Raw genomic sequence first — 20,329 nt, 5'->3', positions numbered from 1 at the left:
CGGATTATCATCCATGAAGAAGGCAGCGGAATCATTTTCCATGTCCGCCGCCCTTAGCCCTCTTTCATGAGTGAAAACACCCCTATAAAAAACAAAAAAGCACTCCCGTAGTACGGGGCACTTTTATACAAAAAGCAAACATATAAGTGAATCAATCATAAGCCCAAGCAATAGTTTACCCCGTGTCCAATCCGCTGTCAAGGAAGTTATCCGTGTTAATTTGTCCATTGAACCAGATTGGAGAGAATCCACCTGAGAGCTTTAAATCAGAAGAGGTTTTCAAGAAAATGGTCATGAAAAAGGGGAGAACGCATCTCCCCTTGCAGCCTGTTCCTAACGAAGCGAATCGTCGTCTTCCGTCGACTCATCGTCATTTTCATCTTCTGAATCTTCCTCATCACTGAGGTCTTCATCGTCTATAACCACGTCTTCATCACTATCATCATCATCTTCTTCTCCGTCGAACAGCTCATCTTCGCCATCCTCGTCTTCGCTATCTGCATCGAAGTCGTCATCAGAGTTGTATGTTTCTTCTTCCTCATGATAGTCATCTTCATCGTCATCGTCTTCGTCGTTAATAATACGAGGACGCTTGGCGCCTGTCAGGGCATCTTCGGATTTATCTACCGGATACCAACGTTTCAAGCCCCACAGATTCGTACCGACACAGGCAAAACGCCCGTCAATGTTGATTTCAGTATATAGCTGAGCAATAACGTCATTAATTTCTTCGTCGGAAAAGCCACGCAATTTGGCGACTTCCTTCATCAGGTCACGGTAATAATACGGAGTATTGGCTGCTTTCAATACCATAAATGCCAAATCCACCATTGGAGTCTCGTGGACTTTCTCCGGGTCAATCTTCAAGTTGAGTGGGGTACTCACCTAGGGACACTTCCTCTCACACGTAATTCACAAGAACATGTTTCAGAGCATACACGATACATGCAATACTAACATATCCATTATCAAAACTAAGTAAAACCTATTTGGAAGCAAATTGCAAGTTAAAGATGGGTATCGTCATAATTTCCAGGAATATCCCTCTAAACAAGACGGCATACATAAAAAGACGGGGTCCCCCCCGTCTTCGACTGTACCCGCTCCGGGAGAACCCCCCAAAGTTGTTGCACAAGAGCTTATGCCCTCCATGTATCGTATGTGTCCACGGCCACTTTGACACGACAAGCAGGCCTATTTCCATAAAAAAGGGGCAGGTTTCCCATGCCGCAACTGACGCTTGCTCATACAATACCTCAGCATGGCTCATCGGAGGGGGACCGTCTCAAATGGACTATCCGGATTTTTTGCAGCGTTTGCATGAGGGTATTTCGGAGCCGTCCGGCAGTGGACGGAACAAACAGATCATCACGTTCGATAAGCCTCATCAATACCGGGAATGCCTATCCTATCTCAGGAAGCTGAAACCCGAGCTTGCGGGATTACGACAAGTACAACCGGCCCGACTAATCCGTGCTTTAATCGCTCCGCTTTCAGGGGGAGACAGGCTGGGCAAATATCACAACGGTGTTACCGTTGAAGAAGATACCCGCATGAAGGTCCACGCTGAAACTGCTTATATACCAAAAGCAGAGAAGAACCTTTCCATGCCATGGGGAGTCAAACAGGTACGTGCATACAAGGCTTGGTCTTCCTCGACAGGGAATCGGGTCAGAATCGGTGTGATCGACACAGGAGCGGATTTTCAACATCCTGATCTTCGTCATTCTCTCGCCAGAGGTATTAATTTGCTTAACCGAACCATGCTGCCCTATGACGATAACGGCCATGGTACTCATATTGCTGGAACTATCGCGGCGTCCAACTATGACGAAGGTATGGTCGGCGTAGCACCACGAGCTTTAATTCATCCCGTAAAAGCATTTGATCATAATGGAGCCGCCTACGTCTCCGATATCATTCTTGGTATCGACTGGTGTGTATTAAATCGTGTCGATATCATCAATATGAGCTTTGGTATGAAGTCGCGCAGCAAGGCACTACTTGATATGGTGAATAAAGCATATCATAACGGCATTGTGATTGTAGCGTCCTCGGGAAATGAGGGCAAGCGCCGAAGTATTGACTATCCAGCCCGCTATTCCCAGACGATTTCAGTGGGGGCTACTGACAAATACAGACGCATTGCACCTTTCAGCAACCGAGGGCAATTTGTAGACGTGTACGCACCTGGCGAAAAGATCACATCCTCCTGGATCCATGGCAAGCATCACGAAATGAGTGGTACCTCTATGGCTACTTCCCATGTGACCGGAAGCATCGCACTTCTCCTTTCACTGAGGCCGGAACTGGGGCCCGGAGAAATCAAGGCGCTGCTTAAGCGTACCGCCACACCGCTCCGTCTGCGCAAAAGCGCCGGACGTAGCTCTATCTCCACCAAACTTGGAGAAGTCGACGCCTTCCGATTGATGCAGGAGGGCACAAAGTGAATGATGTTGCTAAACCTCCAGTGTAGCGCCCGGCTCCAGAGAGTGAACTTTTCTGGCAGAACCTTCACTCCCACTATTTCCTTCTCTTATTAACTCATCTCGTACCAGGTCAGTCTGCAGCTTTGGCGCATGAACGAGTACAACCTGTTTGCTAGGCAGCTCCTTCAGCATTTGCCGCACATCTGATAATCCCTGATGCACCTTGTAAATCAAATGCCGAGCTACACAGTTGTTATTTTCATCTGCACGTTCCAACAGATGTTTGCCAAAAGAACCATGTGGAGCATGCCCGGTCAATATAACACTGTTGCTAATGCTTTCTCCGCAATCTTCACCCTCCCCCATGTTGCGGTTATCCGATAGAAACTGATAGTACCAGCGCGCCTGTGGGGAATCCATCATGCCGTCTCTTGTTATGATAATAGCCGTTGGGTTCTGTTCCAGCAGACTCACTCGTTCCGCAGCATCACGTGGCACGAAGACCCTGTCACTGTTTAGCACATGTTTTATTCGTGCTGGGGCTTCCGGACGCAGCCATTCTTTCCAGCGGTTTAACTGTTTCAATCCCTGCCATATGTCGTGCTCTACAATCATTGCCTGTTCAGGGAATTGCTCGCTAGCCCATACGATCATGTCCTGTCCTCTGCCAAAGGCAGGCACCGGCAACAACACATGACCACCAGACCATAATATCCGCTCCATCTCGACCCTCAGCCGCTCCAGCTTAACAGGCTGCGGGTCTATATCCATGCCATAGGCATTGTCCATAATGGATATGTCCGCTAGATTGGGCTCTGACTTCCATTCAGGCAGGTCATGCAGCCCCTCCCCAACACCCAAGTCTGGCGCATCGGCAGCAAGAAGCTCAGATTCGCGGCTGTAATCTCCAGAAAAAAACAACCGCTTCCCTTCCATCTCTACCACATACCACACTGCACCAGCCAAATGTCCACTGCGTCCCCACATGATTCTCACACCCGGACAAGCCTCAAGCCATTCTCCTGCTGGCGCTTCATCTTCTAGGTAGCGATAAGCAATGGATTGGATATCCTGTTCGTCGTATGGCAATTCGGCTCCTCTCGATTCAACATAAGTATGCCAGGAGCGAAAATGGGAGCCTAACTGCTCAGCGGTGGCCTTGGTGGTCCAGACCTCCCCCTGGTATCCATACTTGTACAGTAAGGGGAGCGCCATAGAATGATCCTCATGTGCATGAGACAGCAATACAATGGTCAGTCCCTTCGCCTTTTGCGGCGGAAAAACCGGATATTGTCCAGTTCCTTCCTTTTTCACACCACAATCCAGCATGACGTGATGCTGCGTTCCTTCAAAAACATAGCAGGAGCGGCCATGTTCGCCCGCTCCTCCCCAAATCCTAAGCTTGGTCATGATCATTTCCACTTTCTTTGCGAGTTTAAGCTTTCCATTAAGATCAGCAGCAGTGTGGTCATTCCGACCGATATGACGGCCATCGCCATCCCAAGGGACACCTGTCCCTGCTCAAATTGTGCAAATATGTAGGTTGCAGACGTCTGAACGGATGGCGGCAAAATCAGCAACGATCCTACCAGCTCGCGTGAAGCAATAGTAAATGTCATCATCCAACCAGCGAGCATTCCCGGTACAATCAGCGGCAGCACAATCCGGCGGAATATGTAAGACGGTCGCCCGCCAAATACCTGTCCCGCCTGAAAAAGGCCAGTGTCCACCTGCGTAAAGGCGCTTTTGACATACTGCACCGTATAAGGAACAAACAAGATAACATACGTCAGAATGACCATGCCGTATGTGTTATACAAAGGGATCGGCATCCATGGTGAGTTCCACCACAAAATCAGGCCGACCACCATAACAATTCCCGGAACCGTATTCGGAAGCAAACTGAATCCATCAACTGTCCGTTGGATTCTCGTGCGTGAGCCGCCAATCACAAGCGCAAACCAAGTGCCCAGCACCACAGCAAGCGTCGATGCGCCCAAAGAGAGAAATACGCTGTTCAGGAGCGCCTCCATGCTCTCTGATCCCCAAGACAGCAGTTCCTTGTAAGAGTCGAGCGTCAAATTATCCCAAGCAAGCCCCATTCCCCTCAGCTTCATCGTGGAGGCTGAAAGAATTGAAAAGTAAGGAATGCCAATGGACGCGATTAGCAACAATAGAATGAATGCAACACTTAGCCCCGTAGTCCAACCGGATATACGAAGACGGGACGGACGCGAACCTTTACCACCTACCAGCCTGTACGTAAACTTTCGGTTGATCACCGACTGCGCGTACCACATGAGCAGGCAGGCGGTTAACAGCACCGAGGCCATTGAAGTCGCTTTGCCAAAATCTATGGGCCAGCTGGAGATATATTTGTGAATTTCCGAAGTCATGACCTCATACCCGATACGTCGCCCAAACGTAGCAGGGGTGCCAAACTCGGCAATCGTTTTAACGAAAATGAGCAACGCGCCCATTCCGTAAGCTGATAGCAGTAGCGGTAAAATAATTCGCCGGAATCTGTACAGAAAGCCACCACCCATTACGGCCCCCGCCTCTTCCAAGCTCCCGCCAATCCTCACCAGCGCCCCGCGCAGCAGCAGGTACAGGAATGGAAACAGATGCAGGCTCATGATCATCACCATGCCACCAAGGCTGAAGAAGGACGGCGTTAAGAAATGCAGGTCCGGGAACAACTGCTCCAGATATCCGTTTTTTTGCATAAACAGAATCCAGCCCATGGACCCGATATAGGGCGGGGTCATAAATGGAATCAGCAGCACGACATCCAACCAGCGCCAGTGTGCAAGGCGAGTGTTGGACATGATCCAGGCTAACGGAAGTGCAAGTACCGTCGTTCCTGCAATCACACAGATGCCTAACCAAATCGAGCTGAATAGCACTCCCGCAAATGGTGAAGCAGCTAACGTTCGAAAAGGCGCATCCCATTGAAATTTTTCATCAACATACACACTTTGGATAAAGATTTGCAGCAACGGCAGCACGATCAGGAAAAGAAGCGCGATCAGAGCCAGCGTCAGACACCACACTCTGATGTGTTTAACAGATAAGCCTCCCATCGGCTTACTTGAACATTTGCGTGAACTTCTCCGTCACGTCTGATCCGTGCTCACCCATCCACTCCCAATTGGTTTTCAACAATGGAATCTCGTCCAGGTTGGCACGCTTGTCGGCTTTGACATCCGTGCGGCCCGGGAGTAAGGAGGCATCAGCTACTAATTTCTGCGCTTCTTCCGACAACAGATAGTCAATGAATGCCTTCGCATTCTGCTCATGCTGCGTTGATTTGAGAATTGCGGCAGGACGTGGGCTGATGACGGTTCCCTCTGTCGGATAGACGATATCAATCGGCTCACCTTTGGCTTTAGCCTTGTAGGTCATGTAATCGACCGCAGCGACGACTATACCTTTAGCTCCGGTAATCACGGGGTCCAACGCTTCCTGATTGGCACCAGCCATAGCAACACCGTTAGCCTTGTACTGCTCGAACAACGTCCAGCCTCCATCGCCCTTGGCGCTCAGATAGCCTGTCATAAAATCCAACGCTGAGCCGGACAGGGATGGATCGGGAATATTAACCTGATCCTTGTACTCAGGCTTCGCCAAATCAGCCCATGAAGTTGGTGGTGTTTTCACCAGCTTCGTGTTATACGCAATGCCCAGAGCAGAAGCACTGGTACTGAAGTAGTTGCCCTCCTTATCGGACCAGTCTGGATTTAGCTTGTCTGCGTTTTTGGCATCCGGGTAAGGCAGCGTAAGTCCTTCCTTTTTCAAGCCTTGTACAGACGGAAGCGATGCCAGCACAACCACGTCCGCTACCGGATTCGTCTTCTCGGCTTCCATGCGGGCCAAAATTTTCCCTGTCGTTCCTTGGAATAACTCTACCTTAACTCCGCTCTGCGCCTCATACCCTGCCACCAGCTTTTTCGCCAGTCCATCCGGCCCTGCGCTGTAGACCACCAGCTTCTGATCGGTGGATGCCGCCTCAGCTTGTCCTGCTGATCCATTAGCTGGCGCCCCGTCCTTGGATGGCGTTGCTGTTCCGCAACCCGCCACAGCGAGTCCAAAAGTCAATGTTAATGCGAGCATCGTCCCTTTTTTCCATCCTGTACGAAAAACATGCCAATTCATCATCTTATATACCCCTTTTCCCTATGCTTCAAGTTGGTGGATGTGTTGCGGTGATACCCAAATGTGCATTTGTTGACCTATGGGCAAGCGGATGGAATGATATGCAGTCCATTGCTCGCCGTTCTCGGCTAGTATACGAATTTCATAACGATCGCCGACATAGCTGACATGCAGGATCTCTACTGTAAAAGCATGCTGATCCACTTGCTCCTGTTCCCAACGGACATGTTCAGGACGAAATAGTGTCCGTTCCGACTTCAGCCAGTTGGATTTGCCAATAAACTTCGCCACCTCTGGATGAGCCGGGCAACCGTAGATCACCTCTGGTGTTCCGGTCTGCAAAATATGTCCACTTTTCATAACAACTACTTCATCGGACATTGACATAGCCTCGATCTGATCATGGGTGACATATAGGGCGGTCAGCCCCAGATCGCGCACAAGCGATAGCATCTCAATGCGCATCTCCTCCCGTAGCACCGCATCCAGCGCACTGAGCGGCTCGTCGAACAAAACAAGTCGAGGCCGGATAGCAACCGCTCTTGCAAAGGCAACCCGCTGCTGCTGGCCACCAGACAGCTGATGAGGATACCGATCCTCCATCCCTGACAATCTGACCATGTCGAGCGCCTCCAGCACCACTGTCCGCAGTTCCTTGTCTCGAGCGCTGGCGAACCCTTTCCCCCGCTTGCCCGCACGCAGGCCGAAGGCCACATTTTCAAACACCGTCATATGCGGCCACAACGCGAAATCCTGAAAGACCATGCCAAAGTGGCGGAGATGGGCGGGAATATCCTTTTTGCGTTCTGCCGAAAAAAGGATTTCCTCTCCCATCGTGATTGTGCCAGTATCGGGTGTCTCCAGACCAGCAATCAAGCGCAAGAGCGTTGTTTTTCCACAGCCGGACGGTCCGAGCAGTGTTGTGAATTTGCCCCGTCGTACTACCAGATTCGTCTCATGCAGCGCTGTTATTTGGCTGAAGGTTTTACTTAATCCGTGAATATATAGATCCTGATTCATCGCATTACCTGCCTGTTCTTCTGACTGACCCCAGTGTAAAACTTGAATTCGCAACCTGTGTTATTGGAAAGTTAAAACAAAATTAATTATTTCAATGAATTGTGTTAACACTCATAGATTTAATCTATATAGAGGGGATTGATGCTGCTCCCCAAAGAAATAGGCATAATTGTTTGATTAACCTGAAAGTGAGGCATTCTAAGTGAACTTAAGTCTTTTAAAGTTACATATTGTAGAGCTGCTGAATAAGCACCATAAAATTACCACGGTCGCCGAGCTTCTTGGCCTAAAGCAACCCACCGTTACTTTTCATATGAAAAATCTGGAGCGTGAATTCGGAGTAAAGCTGTTTGACACACGTATGGGCAAAATCATCCTGACGGATGCTGGAAATGCGCTGCTGCACTATGCCACCAAAATTAATGCACTGGCTGCTGAAGCTGAGAGAGTCGTCCGCGAGTTCGATACGCTCCAGCGGGGAAGTATACGTATTGGCGCAAGCTATGTACCCGCTACCTACCTGCTTCCTGCTGTGCTGCACCGCTTTGCCCGTGAGCATCCGGGCATTCACATCGCCTTGTCCGTGAAAACAGCGCCCGTGATCAAGGACATGCTCGCTCGCCACGAAATTGACCTCGGCATCATTTCGGCAGAGCCGTTTCAATCCCCAACGCTACTCTCAGAATCCTTGGGCGAAGATGAACTGATGCTCATCTGCTCACCCACTCATCCGCTCGCCAACGAAACCGATTTGACGTCCGAGCTTATCGCTTCTTCCTCCTTCGTATTACATGGCAAGGAATCCAGCACACGCCACGTGACCGACAAATGGCTGGAGCGTGGGAGTCGGCGACTTCCTTCCTATCTGGAGCTGGATTCACTGGAAGCCATCAAACAGGCGGTTATGCTGGGAGAACACATCTCCTTTGTCTCTCGCATTGCCGTTCAGTCAGAGGTTGAGCGGGGCTTACTGGTTGTAAGACCTATTCCGGGGCAGTCTGTTGAGCGGTACATCTATATGGTCAGCAACAAAGACCGCCATCGCTCGGCGCTCATTCACAGATTCACCGAATACTTATCATGGAACCAAGATTAAATCTTACCTGTCATATAGAAATTATGTAATTTTTTAACCGGAGTACCCTCTTGCTTTGACATACGACTGACAATACACCCGTAAAGTGTAGCGTGTAACCTATTCGGACGAACAGGAGAGGATGAAATGAATACAGGCCTACGTATCACTAAATTGATGTCAGTAGTTACTCTGAGTGCAGTGCTGCTCGTAACAGGATGGAAAGGAGTAGAACCAGTACAAGCCGCCGCCAATGCCACACCAAGCTATGAGGTGAAGCTGCTACTGGATACGGCTCAGGTCCTCAATGCGGATGGCTCATTAAAAAGTGGCATCGTGAACGAATTTCAAATTAGCGACAATGCACAACGATTGAGCGTCGAGTATTTTGATACAAATTCATTGCAATTGAATGACGAGGGCTGGAACGTGAGATTTCGCAAAAAAGAGGACAAAAAGAATTATGAATTAACCTACAAAAAGCGCTATACGGTCACAAACGGAAATATCGACGCGGCGCTCACCCAAGCGAATAAAGAAGGGTTCAGCGCATCTGATGATAATTATGAGGCTGAGGTGGATTGGGGATACAGCAAGCAAACACTAAGCTTTTCCAATGATAAAAAAACAAACGCCTCCAAAGGATTGGCTCTGCCTTCCCCAGATCAAGCATTAAAGCAATTGCAGGATAATCTTCCGGGCAAGCTGCAAAACTGGAAATCCAGCAACTGGGGCAAGAAAACTCTGGCAGACTCCAGAGTACGCGGTCCGGTACAGGTCAGCAAATATGAAGGCAGCTTCCAGGGACTGGATACCGACGTTGAAATATGGCCTATTCGCAGCGCAAACGGATCAGGTACAGAAAATATTATCGAAATCTCCTTCAAAACCTCGGATTACAGTGTTGCCGCCAGCAACCGCACCAAGCTGATGAACCTGCTGCAATCCAAAGGATGGCTGGTTCCCGCCGATTCCCTGAAAACGAATTTGGTACTGGAACGCTACTAAGCTAATCCAACATAAAAAGGAACCGAGGCGCCACCCTGTTGAGGGTGGCGCCTCGGTTCCTTTTATTATTTATATGACTACAAGGTCATGATGTTAAAGTTGCTTGCTTACATACGTTCTGGTGCAGACACGCCCACCAGCTTCAGTACGTTAGCAATGGTCGTGCGCACCGCACCAAACAACGCCAAGCGTGCCTGCGTTTGAGCGGCATCCTCTGTGATGACACGCTCTGCCTTATAGTAGCTGTGGAACAATGAAGCCAGCTCGTAGACATAGCGAATCATACGGTGTGGTGCAAAGTTTGCAGCCGCCACCGATACTTCTTCCGGCAGCTCGCCGATTTTGCGGAGCAGATCGTATTCATGCTCAGCCGTCAGCTTGGACAAGTCAACTTCTGCCAACGGCAGCACAGCAATACCCTGCTCTTCGGCTTGACGATATACGCTGCATGCACGTGCGTGTGCATATTGTACGTAGAATACCGGATTCTCATTGGAAGTGGAAATCGCCAAATCCATGTCAAAATCCAGATGCGAATCCATGCTGCGCATCGTGAAGAAGTAACGGATCGCGTCTACGCCCACTTCTTCCATCAGATCTTCCATCGTCACGGCCTTGCCGGTACGTTTGGACATTTTTACTTTTTCCCCATTTTGGAACAAGCTGACCATTTGGGCAATCAGCACTTTAAGCTTATCCGGGTCATTGCCCAGTGCTTCCATTGCTGCCTTCATCCGTGGAATATAGCCGTGGTGATCCGCTCCCCAAATGTTGATGATCGTGTCATACCCACGAGCATATTTATCGCGATGGTAAGCGATATCCGGGGTCAGGTACGTGTATGTACCGTCATTTTTGATCAAGACACGGTCTTTGTCGTCGCCGTACTTGGTCGTATTCAGCCATGTAGCTCCGTCCTTCTCGTAAATCTCCTCACGGTCACGCAGCTCATTTAGCGCTTTAAGCACTTCACCGTTTTCATACAGCGACGTTTCGCTGAACCAGGAGTCAAAAGGTACACGGAACAGCTCCAGATCACGCTTGATCTTGTTCAGTTCCTTTTCCAGACCGTAGTCACGGAAATAAGCTGCACGATCTCCCGGTTCCATGGACAACAGAGAATCGCCCTTTTCGGCCACCAGTTCCTTGGCAAACCCGATGATATCCTCACCATGGTAACCATCCTCCGGCATCTCCGCAGGCTGTCCCAGCTCCTGCAAATAACGCGCCTCAATAGAGCGGCTCATATTGTAAATCTGGTTGCCCGCATCATTAATGTAGTATTCACGAGTTACTTTGTATCCGGCAAAATCAAGCACGTTGCAGAGAGCATCCCCTACGGCTGCACCACGTGCATGACCTAAGTGAAGGCTACCTGTCGGATTGGCGCTGACAAACTCGATTTGTACTTTTTTGCCTGCACCTTCCTGTATACGCCCGTAATCTGCCCCCTGCTCCTGTACTTGTCCAATGACTGCATACAGGTAGCTCTTGTTCAGGCGAAAGTTAATAAAGCCCGGTCCAGCGATTTCCGCGCTTTCAATAGAAGCGGAAGCTAAATCCATATTCGCGATCAAATCTTCAGCGATTTGCCGTGGGTTCTTCTTCGCAATGCGGGTGAGCTGCATCGCAGCGTTGGTAGCCAAATCACCGTGTGACTTGTCCTTGGGCACCTCCAGCGTAATGGTCGGCAGCTCTTCGCGGCTCACGATTCCGGTAGCCAGCACCGCCGCCTCGATTGCTGAAGTCACCTTTTGATTAATAAGTTCCAGTGGATTGCTTGTCATGATTATTGCTCCTCCTGTATATGCAAACTGATGGCAAAATGCCCCGAGAAATCCTCAAATACGTACAGATCATAGGTCCAGCTCACAAGTCCGGTGAAACCATCCATCCGAATATCGAGCTTCTGCGTATGCGCAGACATGTTCAGGTTTAAATAAGGCGAGCGGTAAAATCCAGGCAACCTGCGCCCCAACGCAAACGACTGCTCTGATTGTACCTCACCGTGACGAATCAGCTTTAGCTCATCCGATCCGATTTTGACTGTGTTCCGTGTCGTACCGCCCTCAGGACTTTCTTGTGGCTCATCGTACCTTATATATAGATGCTTCCCACGCACGATCGCTTCTCCGGGAAGTTCCTGTACCACATCTTCTCCGTCATGATGACTATGAAGACGGATTCGGACCTTTGCATTATGTGGCATGTATTCAAACTCCATTCTATTGCTATCCTACTGTACTACTATATCCAGTTCCCGATTGCAATTCAAATGAGTTTTTACAAAAAGATGCTTTCATCCAAAAAATTTAGCTACCTTAAGTCAGCTCCATCGGATGCTTGGCTAAAACTTTCAATGAATCGAGAGGCTAGAGAAGACATGTATTTATCCTTCAGCCAGACAGCCGCCACACGTGTATGCAATTCCTCACACATAATTTCCTTAACGATTAACTGGTTATTGCTTCCGAGTGACAACGCAGAGCGCGAAATCATACCGATCCCCAGCCCTTCATTAGCCCAGTGAAGCGTGGTGCGAGCATCATCGTTTTTACAAAAGAAATTCGGCTCAAAGCCATACTTCATACAAGTATCGTGGATCAATTGTTCAAAGCGGCGATATACGATGAGCGGCCTGTTCTTCAACTCAGACAATGAAATGGTCTTCTGTTCGGGGTTCCAGTCATATTCTTCTGTCATCACTGCTATCATCGGCTCAGTGGACGCATATCTACACCCTAAATCGGTGGTATTAAAAGGGGTTCTGACGATACCGACCTCGACAATTCCTTTGTTCAAAAGATCGAGAATCATGAACGTATTTCCCTCATGAATTTCAAATTTTACACCCGCATAGGTTTTATGAAATTCGGAAAGCCTGTCTTTCATCAGCGTTGCCCCAGAGGAGGAGACCGTTCCAATGGTGAGCGTACCTTTCATCCCCATGGCAAAATCGTTTATCTCTCTTGTCGTGGCATCTGTCAGCTCCAAAATCTGCTTGGCCCTGTTCTGTAAAATGATGCCGGCCTCCGTCAATTGGATGCTGCGTGAGCCTCGATGCACGAGCTTTACACCAAGCTCTTCCTCCAGCTGCATGAGCTGCTGACTTAAGGGAGGCTGTGCAATTTTCAGCTTTTTGGCTGCCGCTGTAATCTGTCCGGCCTCTGCAATCGCCAAAAAATACTTGAGATGTCTCAATTCCATCATTTTGGACCTCCGGTACTGATATATGTAAAACCTATACCTCTAATATATATTAAATATTATTCATATGGTTGGGGATATGCCATAATCAAATTCAGTTATGCTATTGCGGCATGAGGCTATATACATTATTTAGGTTAGGTGATGGTTTACTTGCTGAAATTTGCTGTTTTTTTGAAACCCTATAAAAAGGAAACGATTCTTGGGCCTCTGTTTAAACTGATTGAGGCCATCTTGGAACTATTGCTGCCTACGATGGTTGCTTTAATGATCAATCATGGTGTAGGTAAAGGAGACACCCATTATGTTTGGCAGATGGGTCTTTTGATGTTACTCATGACTATACTGGGCTTTGGCAGTTCATTAGTGTGTCAGTTTTACGCAGCCCGTGCCTCTCAAGGATTCGGAACTACGCTGCGCAATACGATGTTTAAGCATATTTCTTCGTTTTCTTATGCTGATCTCGATAAATTCGGTACACCCTCGCTTATCAACCGGATTACGAATGATGTCAATCAGCTGCAAACGGCTGTAGCAATGTTGATTCGTTTGGTCATTCGTGCTCCTTTTATTTGTATCGGGGCGATTATCATGTCCATGATTCTGGACTTCCGCCTTGCTTTGGTGCTGTTGGCTGCTACACCGGTTCTGGCTTTGATTCTGTATGTAGTCATTACGAAGGCTTCTCCCCTGTACCGGCTATACCAGAAAAAACTCGATAAAATCGCTCTGGTACTTAGCGAAAATCTTACAGGTGTACGGGTCATACGTGCATTTGCCAAAAGAGGAGCTGAACGAGTAAAGTTCAATGCCGCCTCAGATGACTTGACCCAGACTGCTATTCGTGTTGGACGTATTTCCGCTTTGCTAAGCCCCGCTACCTTGTTGGTGGTGAACGGAGCTATTATTGCAATCCTGTGGATCGGCGGCATCCATATCCAATATGGATCTCTTACACAAGGGGAGATTATTGCCTTTATTAATTACATTACGCAAATTTTACTGGCTCTGATTGTGGTGACCAATTTAATTATTTTGTTCACCAAGGCTGCCACTTCAGCAACACGTATTCAGGAGGTCCTGGACACGCAAGCTTCGATTTCCGACACTGCTACTACTTCTACATCTATAGACAGGGAGGGAGCAAGTGAGCATGGCGCTGTACCAGCCATCTCTTTTGATCATGTTTCCTTTGGATACAATAAGACAGGACAACTGGCACTGAGCGATGTAGTGGTAAACATCTATCCCGGTGAAACGGTCGGCATCATCGGAGGAACAGGTTCGGGGAAATCCACCTTTGTGAATCTCATTCCCCGCTTCTATGATGCGGTAGAGGGTCGTGTGCAGGTTGATGGCATCGACGTTCGGCAGTATAAGCTTGAGCAATTGCGGCAGAAAATCGGAATTGTTCCTCAGAAGGCGCTGCTGTTCACTGGTACTATAGCGGATAATATCCGTTGGGGGCATGAACACGCCACCGATGAGGAAGTCGCTCAAGCCGCAGCTATCGCGCAAGCGGATGAGTTCATTTCCAACTTGCCGGAGAAATTCGATGCTCCGATAACCCGAGGGGGGCTTAATCTGTCGGGAGGACAAAAGCAGCGACTTACCATTGCCAGAGCTATTGTCGGCAATCCGCAAATTCTCATTTTGGATGACTCCTCAAGCGCACTTGATTTTGCAACCGACGCCGCCCTCCGTAAATCGTTACGGGAAAATAGCACCAGCATGACCGTCCTGCTGGTCTCGCAACGAGTAAGCAGCGTACAGCATGCTGATAAAATAATTGTGTTTGATGAGGGGCGAATTGTCGGTATCGGAACACATGAACAGTTGATGAGCAGCTCAGATGTATATCAGGAAATTAATCATTCCCAGCTCTCAACGCAGGAGGTAGACCAATGAGTGGCAAGGAAACCTGGAGAAGATTGTTAACCTATGTGGGTCAATATAAAACAACAACATGTTGGGTCATCGTCAGTGCGGTTCTCAGCGTGCTTGCCAGTCTGATCGGACCCTACATGATTGGTCAAGCTATCGACCACATGGTGGATAAGGGAGTAGTAGATTTTAAAGGTATTGCGCAGATTCTAGCTGGATTAGGCATTGTATATGTTGTAGGCAGTCTATTTAGCTGGCTGCTCACGTATTTGACGAACCGTATTGCTTATCAGACCGTAAATGATATGCGGCGAGAGTTATTTGATCATTTTAATATCCTTCCGTTAAGCTTTCATGATACTCATCCACAAGGAGACAGCATTAGCCGTTTTGTGAACGATATGGATGCTGTGTCGGATGGATTGCTTCAAGGCTTTTCCACATTGATTACCGGGATTATTACAATTATAGGCTCCATTGTACTCATGCTGTATATCAGTCCTATAATGACGTTGGTTGTATTGGTGTCTGCCCCGATCACATATGGCGTAGCACGGTTCATTACCACAAGATCGCAGCGTATGTTCCGCGAACAGGCTAAAATTTTAGGAAGCCTGAACGGTTACGTGGAAGAAATGATCGGCGGACAACGGGTAGTTACCGCTTTTCATTATGAAAACCGCTCGCTTGAAGAATTTTCCGCCAGAAACGAGCAATTGTATCAAGCCGGAGTGAAATCGCAGTTTTACGGATCATTGTCCAACCCCTCTACCCGATTGGTGAACAACATGACTTTTTCAGTCACCGCCATGATTGGCTGTATCTCCATTATTTTAGGTGGGATCTCGGTAGGCGGATTGTCGAGCTTTCTGATTTATACCAATTTATTCGCCAAGCCCTTTAATGAAATTACGGGTGTGCTGACCCAGTTCCAGGCAGCTACGGCTTCTGCTCAGCGCATATTTGCTATTTTGGACTCACCGCCAGAGCAGCCGGAAAAATCGAACGCCGTACAGCTAGAACGCAGCAAAGGCACGATCCTTTTTGATCACGTCAAATTCTCCTATAACCCGGAACGTACGCTCATTACGAACTTTAGTCTGGAAGTAAAGCCAGGCACTCGTGTGGCTATTGTCGGGCAGACCGGAGCTGGCAAAACCACACTCGTCAATCTGCTCATGCGATTTTACGATGTGGACAGCGGCTCAATATCCATCGACGGGGTGAATATCAACGATATGAGCCGGGACAGCCTGCGGACTAACTTTGGTATGGTACTTCAAGATACATGGCTGTTCAGCGGAACCATCCGGGACAATATCGCTTACGGGAAGCCGGAGGCCACAGACGAAGAAGTCATCGCGGCTGCAACAGCTGCCAATGCGCATAGCTTCATCAAGCGACTGCCTCATGGCTACTATACGGTCATCAGCGGGTCAGGCGACAGCCTGTCGCAAGGCCAAAAACAGCTGCTCACTATCGCGAGAGTGATCCTCGTCGACCCACCTATGCTGATCCTGGATGAAGCGACCAGCAGCATAGACACCCTGACAGAAGCGCGTATCCAAAAAGCATTTATGAAAATGATTGCCGGACGCACCAGCTTTGTAATCGCCCACAGACTATCGACCATCCGCGAAGCGGATTTGATTTTATATATGAAAAACGGCGATGTCGTCGAAAGTGGTACCCATGAGGGACTGCTTGCCAGCGGCGGCCATTATGCCTCGCTCTATAACAGCCAGTTCACTACGGCTTAAAAGACTGACCGAATACGATCGCATCATTAAGGTCAACGTTCTTTAAAAAAGTCGGTTGCTTTTTAAGCAAACGGCTTTTTTAATTTTTCTTTGATAAATCCCCCCCTTATATTATATAATAAAACACGAACAAATGTTTCTGTTTCATCTAAACCTTATGGTTTGTGTATAGCCAACACTTATGCATGGGTTCCAGTTGGGAGGCTGAATATGGATATTAATGAATTTCAAAAGTGGGTAAAGCAATATTATCAGGAGAGAAACTGGTCGGATTTGGATATCTTTGTCCGAATTGGTTTCTTGGCAGAGGAAACCGGGGAGGTTGCGAGAGCTATTCGCGCCCTAGAGATCGGCAGAGACCGGCCTGATGAGATCGATGGTTCATTCGAGGAGAACAAGGACCATTTAACCGAAGAACTTGGAGACGTACTGGGTAATCTCATCGTGATCGCCAACAAGTATGACATCACCTTGGAGGATATATTCCGAACACACCAGCAAAAACTTGCAAAAAGATATACATAAAGGAGAATCTCATATGAAAAGCATTGCTGTTTTTTGCGGTTCCAGTAATGGAGCGTCTGAGATTTATCGAGAGCATGCTGTTGCTCTGGGCAAGGCACTTGCCGAACAGGAAATAAGCCTGGTTTATGGAGGAGCAAGTGTTGGTTTAATGGGTGCAGTAGCTGACGCGGCACTTCATGCAGGAGGTCGCGTCATCGGTGTGCTCCCTCACTTTTTGCAAAGCCGTGAAATTGCACATAATGGCCTGAGCGAATTAATCATTGTTGATTCCATGCACGAACGAAAATCTAAAATGGCAGAGATTGCGGACGGATTCATTGTTTTACCAGGTGGCCCAGGTACAATGGAAGAATACTTTGAAATCTTCACATGGGCGCAATTAGGCTTGCATGAAAAGCCATGCGGTCTTTTAAACATTAACCATTATTACGATCCTCTTATTTCCTTGTTTGATCGTATGGCTGAGGAACAATTTATGCAGGAAAAATATCGTGCGATGGTAATTACGGATACCACTCCGCAAGGAATCCTACGGCAATTTACAAATTACACTCCTCCTGCCGTCAAAACATATCTCACGAGCAAACGGACCTGACATTAGGAATGGCACATACTGCTCAACAGACATACCAATTAATTTAATAGTTATAAAAGGAACACCACCGTCAACGTTATTCCAGTGGTGTTCCTGTAAAATTGAGGAGAGTTGCAGGCTTTTATTCTCCCCAATCGTCACGTTCACTTTTACACCTGCATTTAATTATGTAGTCATCCAATGAATGATGTCACGCCTAACGAGAACCCCAATTTTAAATCCCAGCGCCCGTAGCGGTTGGATGTTCCATTTGCTCACTTTCCTGAAAATCCCTGCGATACAACCAGCCGATCAAGATAGCAATGGTCGTCATAATCGCAGCCAACAAATACACCTGCACCATACCGAAACGGTCTGCATACCAGCCCATGAATAACAAGGACAGGCCGAAAGCGAGATTGGTAAGCACATCAATTCCCGCCATCACTTTGGGCAGCTGGGCTGCCGGTGCACTGGTTTGCAGCAAGGTACGGCGAATGATACCAGCCATTTGAACAGGTAAGCCTGATACAGCAAAAAGAATAAGTGCAGCAACGGGGATTCTATTTAGCGCAAATACAATTGTAATCAGTACATACACCAGCAACGCTCCGAGCATGTACAAAAAGCTGTTCTTTTGCAATCGCTTGACCAAGCCAACGACAATCAATCCACCCAAGATCGTGCCCGAGAAAAAGGACGCATTCATAAAGCCCCACCAGCTTGCATCCCGATGCAGCACTTGGCTGACGTACGCCAAAATAAATACGCCGAGCCAGGAGACACCCCCAATACTATCGACACTATCGACGATCATCAGAGAACGAATACGACGGTTGTGCCAAATGATTTTCCAGCCTTCCCCAAGCTCTTTCCAATGGGAGCCTTTTTCCTTTCCCTTTGCAGGTTCTACTAGATTTGTCGAGGAATCCGAAGCTTCAAGACTTAATTCCTTCTGATTCAGCGGATCACGGACGAAGGACGTAACAGTTACAGCCACGAGATAACAACAGGATGCGATCACAAGCGTATTCAGGGAACCTAGCCAAGCCACAATAATTCCGCTCAACGCCCAGCCTGCACACTTGACCACCTGATCACTGACCGCTACCATGCCGTTGGCCCGCATTAGTCCCTCACCCGTGGCCAAACGGGGTACAAGCGCATTACGCGCAGGATTTGTCCAGCCATCCAGAAAAGACATACCGAACACCATCACAAAAATAAATAGAAACGACCTTTGCTCAGGTACGATCCACAAATAAAGCAGCAGAAGCGTAAAGATGACAAACTGTCCAAACTGGGAAAATAGCAACACTCGTGTCAGCCGAAATCGGCCAAGGACGATTGGTGCAACGAGCCCACTAAGCACTTGAGCAGACAATCGGAACAACGGAATCAAAATTGTCGTCATTAAGGAATTACTTGAACTGAACACCAATACCACTACACTCAACATGTAGATGATATCTGCTACGTTGGAGATCGTCTGAGACCCCCACAGGTAATAAAAAGAGCGTCTGATCAAAAAAGTTTCCCCCTCTTTGGTACATCGCCGATTTATGTATTTCATAACCAAACCGTTCCTGTTGACATTACAAATCTGTTAAATGTCTGGTTTTTTGTATATTCTACGCACACCCTTAAATTTCCTTCTTTTATCTTAAAAGGAAATCCGGTGTCCAGTATGCTTTCATAGCCTTTTTCAAATCTTATCCAACACAAAAAAAGCGCCTATAGTGCTCTTTTCTACCCAAAAAAAGGCAATAAAGACCACTAAGGCGCTTCTTAAAATGTTTACTTCGTTAAATCTTCTACAAACTTAGGTAGTACAAACGCCGCTTTGTGTAGACGCGGACTGTAATATCGGGTGTCCATCTCTGGAATTCGGGTCTCGTCTACTTCGAGCGGATCATACTTCTTACTACCCAACGTGAATGTCCAAAGACCACTCGGATAGGTCGGAATGTTCGCACCATACACACGCACAATCGGGAAAATTTCCTTCACATCTTTGTTGACCTTCTGAATCAGGTCTGCCTTGAACCAAGGGTTATCCGTTTGCGCTACGAAAATGCCGTCTTCCTTCAACGCTTCAAAAATACCTTGGTAAAACCCGCGCTCGAACAGCGGGGCTGCCGGACCTACCGGTTCCGTCGAATCGACCATAATGACGTCGTATTCATTTTTGTGTTCAATAATGTGCATATATCCGTCATTGACCAGCACTTCTACATTAGGCTCGTCCAGCTTTCCGGCAATTTCAGGCAAATATTTTTTGGAATATTCAATCACCTTACCGTCGATCTCAACCAATACAGCCTTTTCCACTTCAGGGTGCTTGATGACCTCACGAATAACGCCGCCATCGCCACCACCCACAACCAAAACTTTTTTCGGATTCGGATGTGTATTCAAGGCCGGATGTGCTACCATTTCATGATACACAAATTCATCCTTAACCGTCGTCATCACCATGCCATCCAGAACAAGCATATTGCCGAATTCCTCTGTCTCGATCATAGCCAGATCCTGAAAATCTGTTTTCTCAGAGACGTAGGTTTGTTTGATTTTTGCTGTAATGCCGAAAGAGGGAGTCTGCTTCTCCGTAAACCACAAGTCCATCATTCCAACCTTCTTTCTGATCAAAGTATGTGTCCGGCAATCCGGTAGCATAAACGTTGACTTTCCT

The 20,329-nt window shown here is 47.9% G+C and carries 17 protein-coding genes; 7 read left to right on the top strand and 10 right to left on the bottom strand.

From position 1 onward, the window contains the following. Positions 1-333 precede the first annotated feature (333 nt). The gene (gene rpoE, locus T3H97_RS00690; protein WP_013308216.1) at positions 334-885 is read right to left on the bottom strand and encodes a DNA-directed RNA polymerase subunit delta; all 552 of its coding nucleotides are present in this window, start codon (positions 883-885) and stop codon (positions 334-336) included. Positions 886-1,289: 404 nt separating this feature from the next. Between rpoE and T3H97_RS00685 the strand changes: the two genes are divergently transcribed. Then, positions 1,290-2,450: a S8 family peptidase gene (locus T3H97_RS00685; protein WP_103050210.1), complete on the top strand. Its 1,161-nt coding sequence runs from the start codon at positions 1,290-1,292 to the stop codon at positions 2,448-2,450. A 9-nt stretch (positions 2,451-2,459) separates the two neighbouring features. Here the strand turns inward: T3H97_RS00685 and T3H97_RS00680 are convergent, their stop codons facing one another. From T3H97_RS00680 to T3H97_RS00665, 4 genes are read right to left on the bottom strand one after another with little or no spacing between them, the layout of a single operon-like run. Then, positions 2,460-3,845: an MBL fold metallo-hydrolase gene (locus T3H97_RS00680; protein WP_328801414.1), complete on the bottom strand. Its 1,386-nt coding sequence runs from the start codon at positions 3,843-3,845 to the stop codon at positions 2,460-2,462. After that, the gene (locus T3H97_RS00675; RefSeq protein WP_272639610.1) at positions 3,842-5,512 is read right to left on the bottom strand and encodes an ABC transporter permease; all 1,671 of its coding nucleotides are present in this window, start codon (positions 5,510-5,512) and stop codon (positions 3,842-3,844) included. The genes T3H97_RS00680 and T3H97_RS00675 overlap by 4 nt, the downstream gene beginning before the upstream one ends. Before the next feature lie 4 nt (positions 5,513-5,516). Next, the gene (locus T3H97_RS00670) at positions 5,517-6,587 is read right to left on the bottom strand and encodes an ABC transporter substrate-binding protein (RefSeq protein ID WP_328801413.1); all 1,071 of its coding nucleotides are present in this window, start codon (positions 6,585-6,587) and stop codon (positions 5,517-5,519) included. Positions 6,588-6,605: 18 nt separating this feature from the next. Next, positions 6,606-7,604 carry an ABC transporter ATP-binding protein gene (locus tag T3H97_RS00665; RefSeq protein ID WP_328801412.1) on the bottom strand — a complete coding sequence of 333 codons (999 nt, stop codon included), beginning with the start codon at positions 7,602-7,604 and terminating at the stop codon, positions 6,606-6,608. Positions 7,605-7,806: 202 nt separating this feature from the next. Here T3H97_RS00665 and T3H97_RS00660 point away from each other — a divergent pair, with 202 nt between their 5' ends. Together T3H97_RS00660 and T3H97_RS00655 are read left to right on the top strand one after the other, a co-directional pair. Beyond that, a complete protein-coding gene (locus tag T3H97_RS00660) occupies positions 7,807-8,700 on the top strand; it encodes a LysR family transcriptional regulator (protein ID WP_328801411.1) in 894 nt (297 codons plus the stop codon). A gap of 126 nt (positions 8,701-8,826) precedes the next feature. Further along, a complete protein-coding gene (locus T3H97_RS00655; RefSeq protein WP_328801410.1) occupies positions 8,827-9,687 on the top strand; it encodes a hypothetical protein in 861 nt (286 codons plus the stop codon). Between the two features lie 107 nt (positions 9,688-9,794). Here T3H97_RS00655 and argS read toward each other — a convergent pair whose 3' ends face one another. The 3 genes from argS to T3H97_RS00640 all read right to left on the bottom strand — a co-directional run bounded on the left by argS (position 9,795) and on the right by T3H97_RS00640 (position 12,894). Beyond that, positions 9,795-11,474, bottom strand: a complete 1,680-nt coding sequence (argS, locus tag T3H97_RS00650; RefSeq protein ID WP_028542578.1) for an arginine--tRNA ligase — start codon at positions 11,472-11,474, stop codon at positions 9,795-9,797. A gap of 2 nt (positions 11,475-11,476) precedes the next feature. After that, the gene (locus T3H97_RS00645; RefSeq protein ID WP_328801409.1) at positions 11,477-11,911 is read right to left on the bottom strand and encodes a YwiB family protein; all 435 of its coding nucleotides are present in this window, start codon (positions 11,909-11,911) and stop codon (positions 11,477-11,479) included. Positions 11,912-12,003: 92 nt separating this feature from the next. Beyond that, positions 12,004-12,894 carry a LysR family transcriptional regulator gene (locus tag T3H97_RS00640; protein WP_254351855.1) on the bottom strand — a complete coding sequence of 297 codons (891 nt, stop codon included), beginning with the start codon at positions 12,892-12,894 and terminating at the stop codon, positions 12,004-12,006. A gap of 153 nt (positions 12,895-13,047) precedes the next feature. On the opposite strand from T3H97_RS00640, the gene T3H97_RS00635 reads away from it, so the two are divergent. From T3H97_RS00635 to T3H97_RS00620, 4 genes are all read left to right on the top strand, one after another. Next, positions 13,048-14,802 carry an ABC transporter ATP-binding protein gene (locus T3H97_RS00635; RefSeq protein WP_272639605.1) on the top strand — a complete coding sequence of 585 codons (1,755 nt, stop codon included), beginning with the start codon at positions 13,048-13,050 and terminating at the stop codon, positions 14,800-14,802. After that, positions 14,799-16,538: an ABC transporter ATP-binding protein gene (locus T3H97_RS00630; protein WP_328801408.1), complete on the top strand. Its 1,740-nt coding sequence runs from the start codon at positions 14,799-14,801 to the stop codon at positions 16,536-16,538. Before T3H97_RS00635 ends, T3H97_RS00630 begins: the two co-directional genes overlap by 4 nt. A 210-nt stretch (positions 16,539-16,748) precedes the next feature. Then, positions 16,749-17,063: a MazG nucleotide pyrophosphohydrolase domain-containing protein gene (locus T3H97_RS00625; RefSeq protein ID WP_025718465.1), complete on the top strand. Its 315-nt coding sequence runs from the start codon at positions 16,749-16,751 to the stop codon at positions 17,061-17,063. A 13-nt stretch (positions 17,064-17,076) separates the two neighbouring features. Beyond that, positions 17,077-17,658, top strand: coding sequence for an LOG family protein (locus T3H97_RS00620; RefSeq protein ID WP_025718467.1), 582 nt, complete (start codon positions 17,077-17,079; stop codon positions 17,656-17,658). A 214-nt stretch (positions 17,659-17,872) separates the two neighbouring features. Here the strand turns inward: T3H97_RS00620 and T3H97_RS00615 are convergent, their stop codons facing one another. Together T3H97_RS00615 and speE are read right to left on the bottom strand one after the other, a co-directional pair. Then, a complete protein-coding gene (locus T3H97_RS00615; RefSeq protein ID WP_328801407.1) occupies positions 17,873-19,165 on the bottom strand; it encodes an MFS transporter in 1,293 nt (430 codons plus the stop codon). A 269-nt stretch (positions 19,166-19,434) separates the two neighbouring features. Next, positions 19,435-20,262 carry a polyamine aminopropyltransferase gene (speE, locus tag T3H97_RS00610; protein WP_053324352.1) on the bottom strand — a complete coding sequence of 276 codons (828 nt, stop codon included), beginning with the start codon at positions 20,260-20,262 and terminating at the stop codon, positions 19,435-19,437. Between the last annotated feature and the right edge of the window lie 67 nt (positions 20,263-20,329).

This window comes from Paenibacillus sp. LX16 (genome assembly GCF_036252815.1).
Taxonomy (GTDB): Bacteria; Bacillota; Bacilli; order Paenibacillales; family Paenibacillaceae; genus Paenibacillus; species Paenibacillus polymyxa_B.
This window is presented reverse-complemented; position numbering and strand designations above follow the sequence as displayed.

What these genes read in the sequence shown, in the direction of transcription:
- speE (WP_053324352.1), bottom strand. Translation starts at nt 20,262, where the DNA reads ATGGACTTGTGGTTTACGGAGAAGCAGACTCCCTCTTTCGGCATTACA.
- T3H97_RS00640 (WP_254351855.1), bottom strand. Translation starts at nt 12,894, where the DNA reads ATGGAATTGAGACATCTCAAGTATTTTTTGGCGATTGCAGAGGCCGGA.
- T3H97_RS00685 (WP_103050210.1), top strand. Translation starts at nt 1,290, where the DNA reads ATGGACTATCCGGATTTTTTGCAGCGTTTGCATGAGGGTATTTCGGAG.
- T3H97_RS00630 (WP_328801408.1), top strand. Translation starts at nt 14,799, where the DNA reads ATGAGTGGCAAGGAAACCTGGAGAAGATTGTTAACCTATGTGGGTCAA.
- T3H97_RS00625 (WP_025718465.1), top strand. Translation starts at nt 16,749, where the DNA reads ATGGATATTAATGAATTTCAAAAGTGGGTAAAGCAATATTATCAGGAG.
- T3H97_RS00670 (WP_328801413.1), bottom strand. Translation starts at nt 6,587, where the DNA reads ATGATGAATTGGCATGTTTTTCGTACAGGATGGAAAAAAGGGACGATG.
- T3H97_RS00645 (WP_328801409.1), bottom strand. Translation starts at nt 11,911, where the DNA reads ATGGAGTTTGAATACATGCCACATAATGCAAAGGTCCGAATCCGTCTT.
- T3H97_RS00675 (WP_272639610.1), bottom strand. Translation starts at nt 5,512, where the DNA reads ATGGGAGGCTTATCTGTTAAACACATCAGAGTGTGGTGTCTGACGCTG.
- T3H97_RS00655 (WP_328801410.1), top strand. Translation starts at nt 8,827, where the DNA reads ATGAATACAGGCCTACGTATCACTAAATTGATGTCAGTAGTTACTCTG.
- T3H97_RS00680 (WP_328801414.1), bottom strand. Translation starts at nt 3,845, where the DNA reads ATGATCATGACCAAGCTTAGGATTTGGGGAGGAGCGGGCGAACATGGC.
- argS (WP_028542578.1), bottom strand. Translation starts at nt 11,474, where the DNA reads ATGACAAGCAATCCACTGGAACTTATTAATCAAAAGGTGACTTCAGCA.
- T3H97_RS00620 (WP_025718467.1), top strand. Translation starts at nt 17,077, where the DNA reads ATGAAAAGCATTGCTGTTTTTTGCGGTTCCAGTAATGGAGCGTCTGAG.
- T3H97_RS00665 (WP_328801412.1), bottom strand. Translation starts at nt 7,604, where the DNA reads ATGAATCAGGATCTATATATTCACGGATTAAGTAAAACCTTCAGCCAA.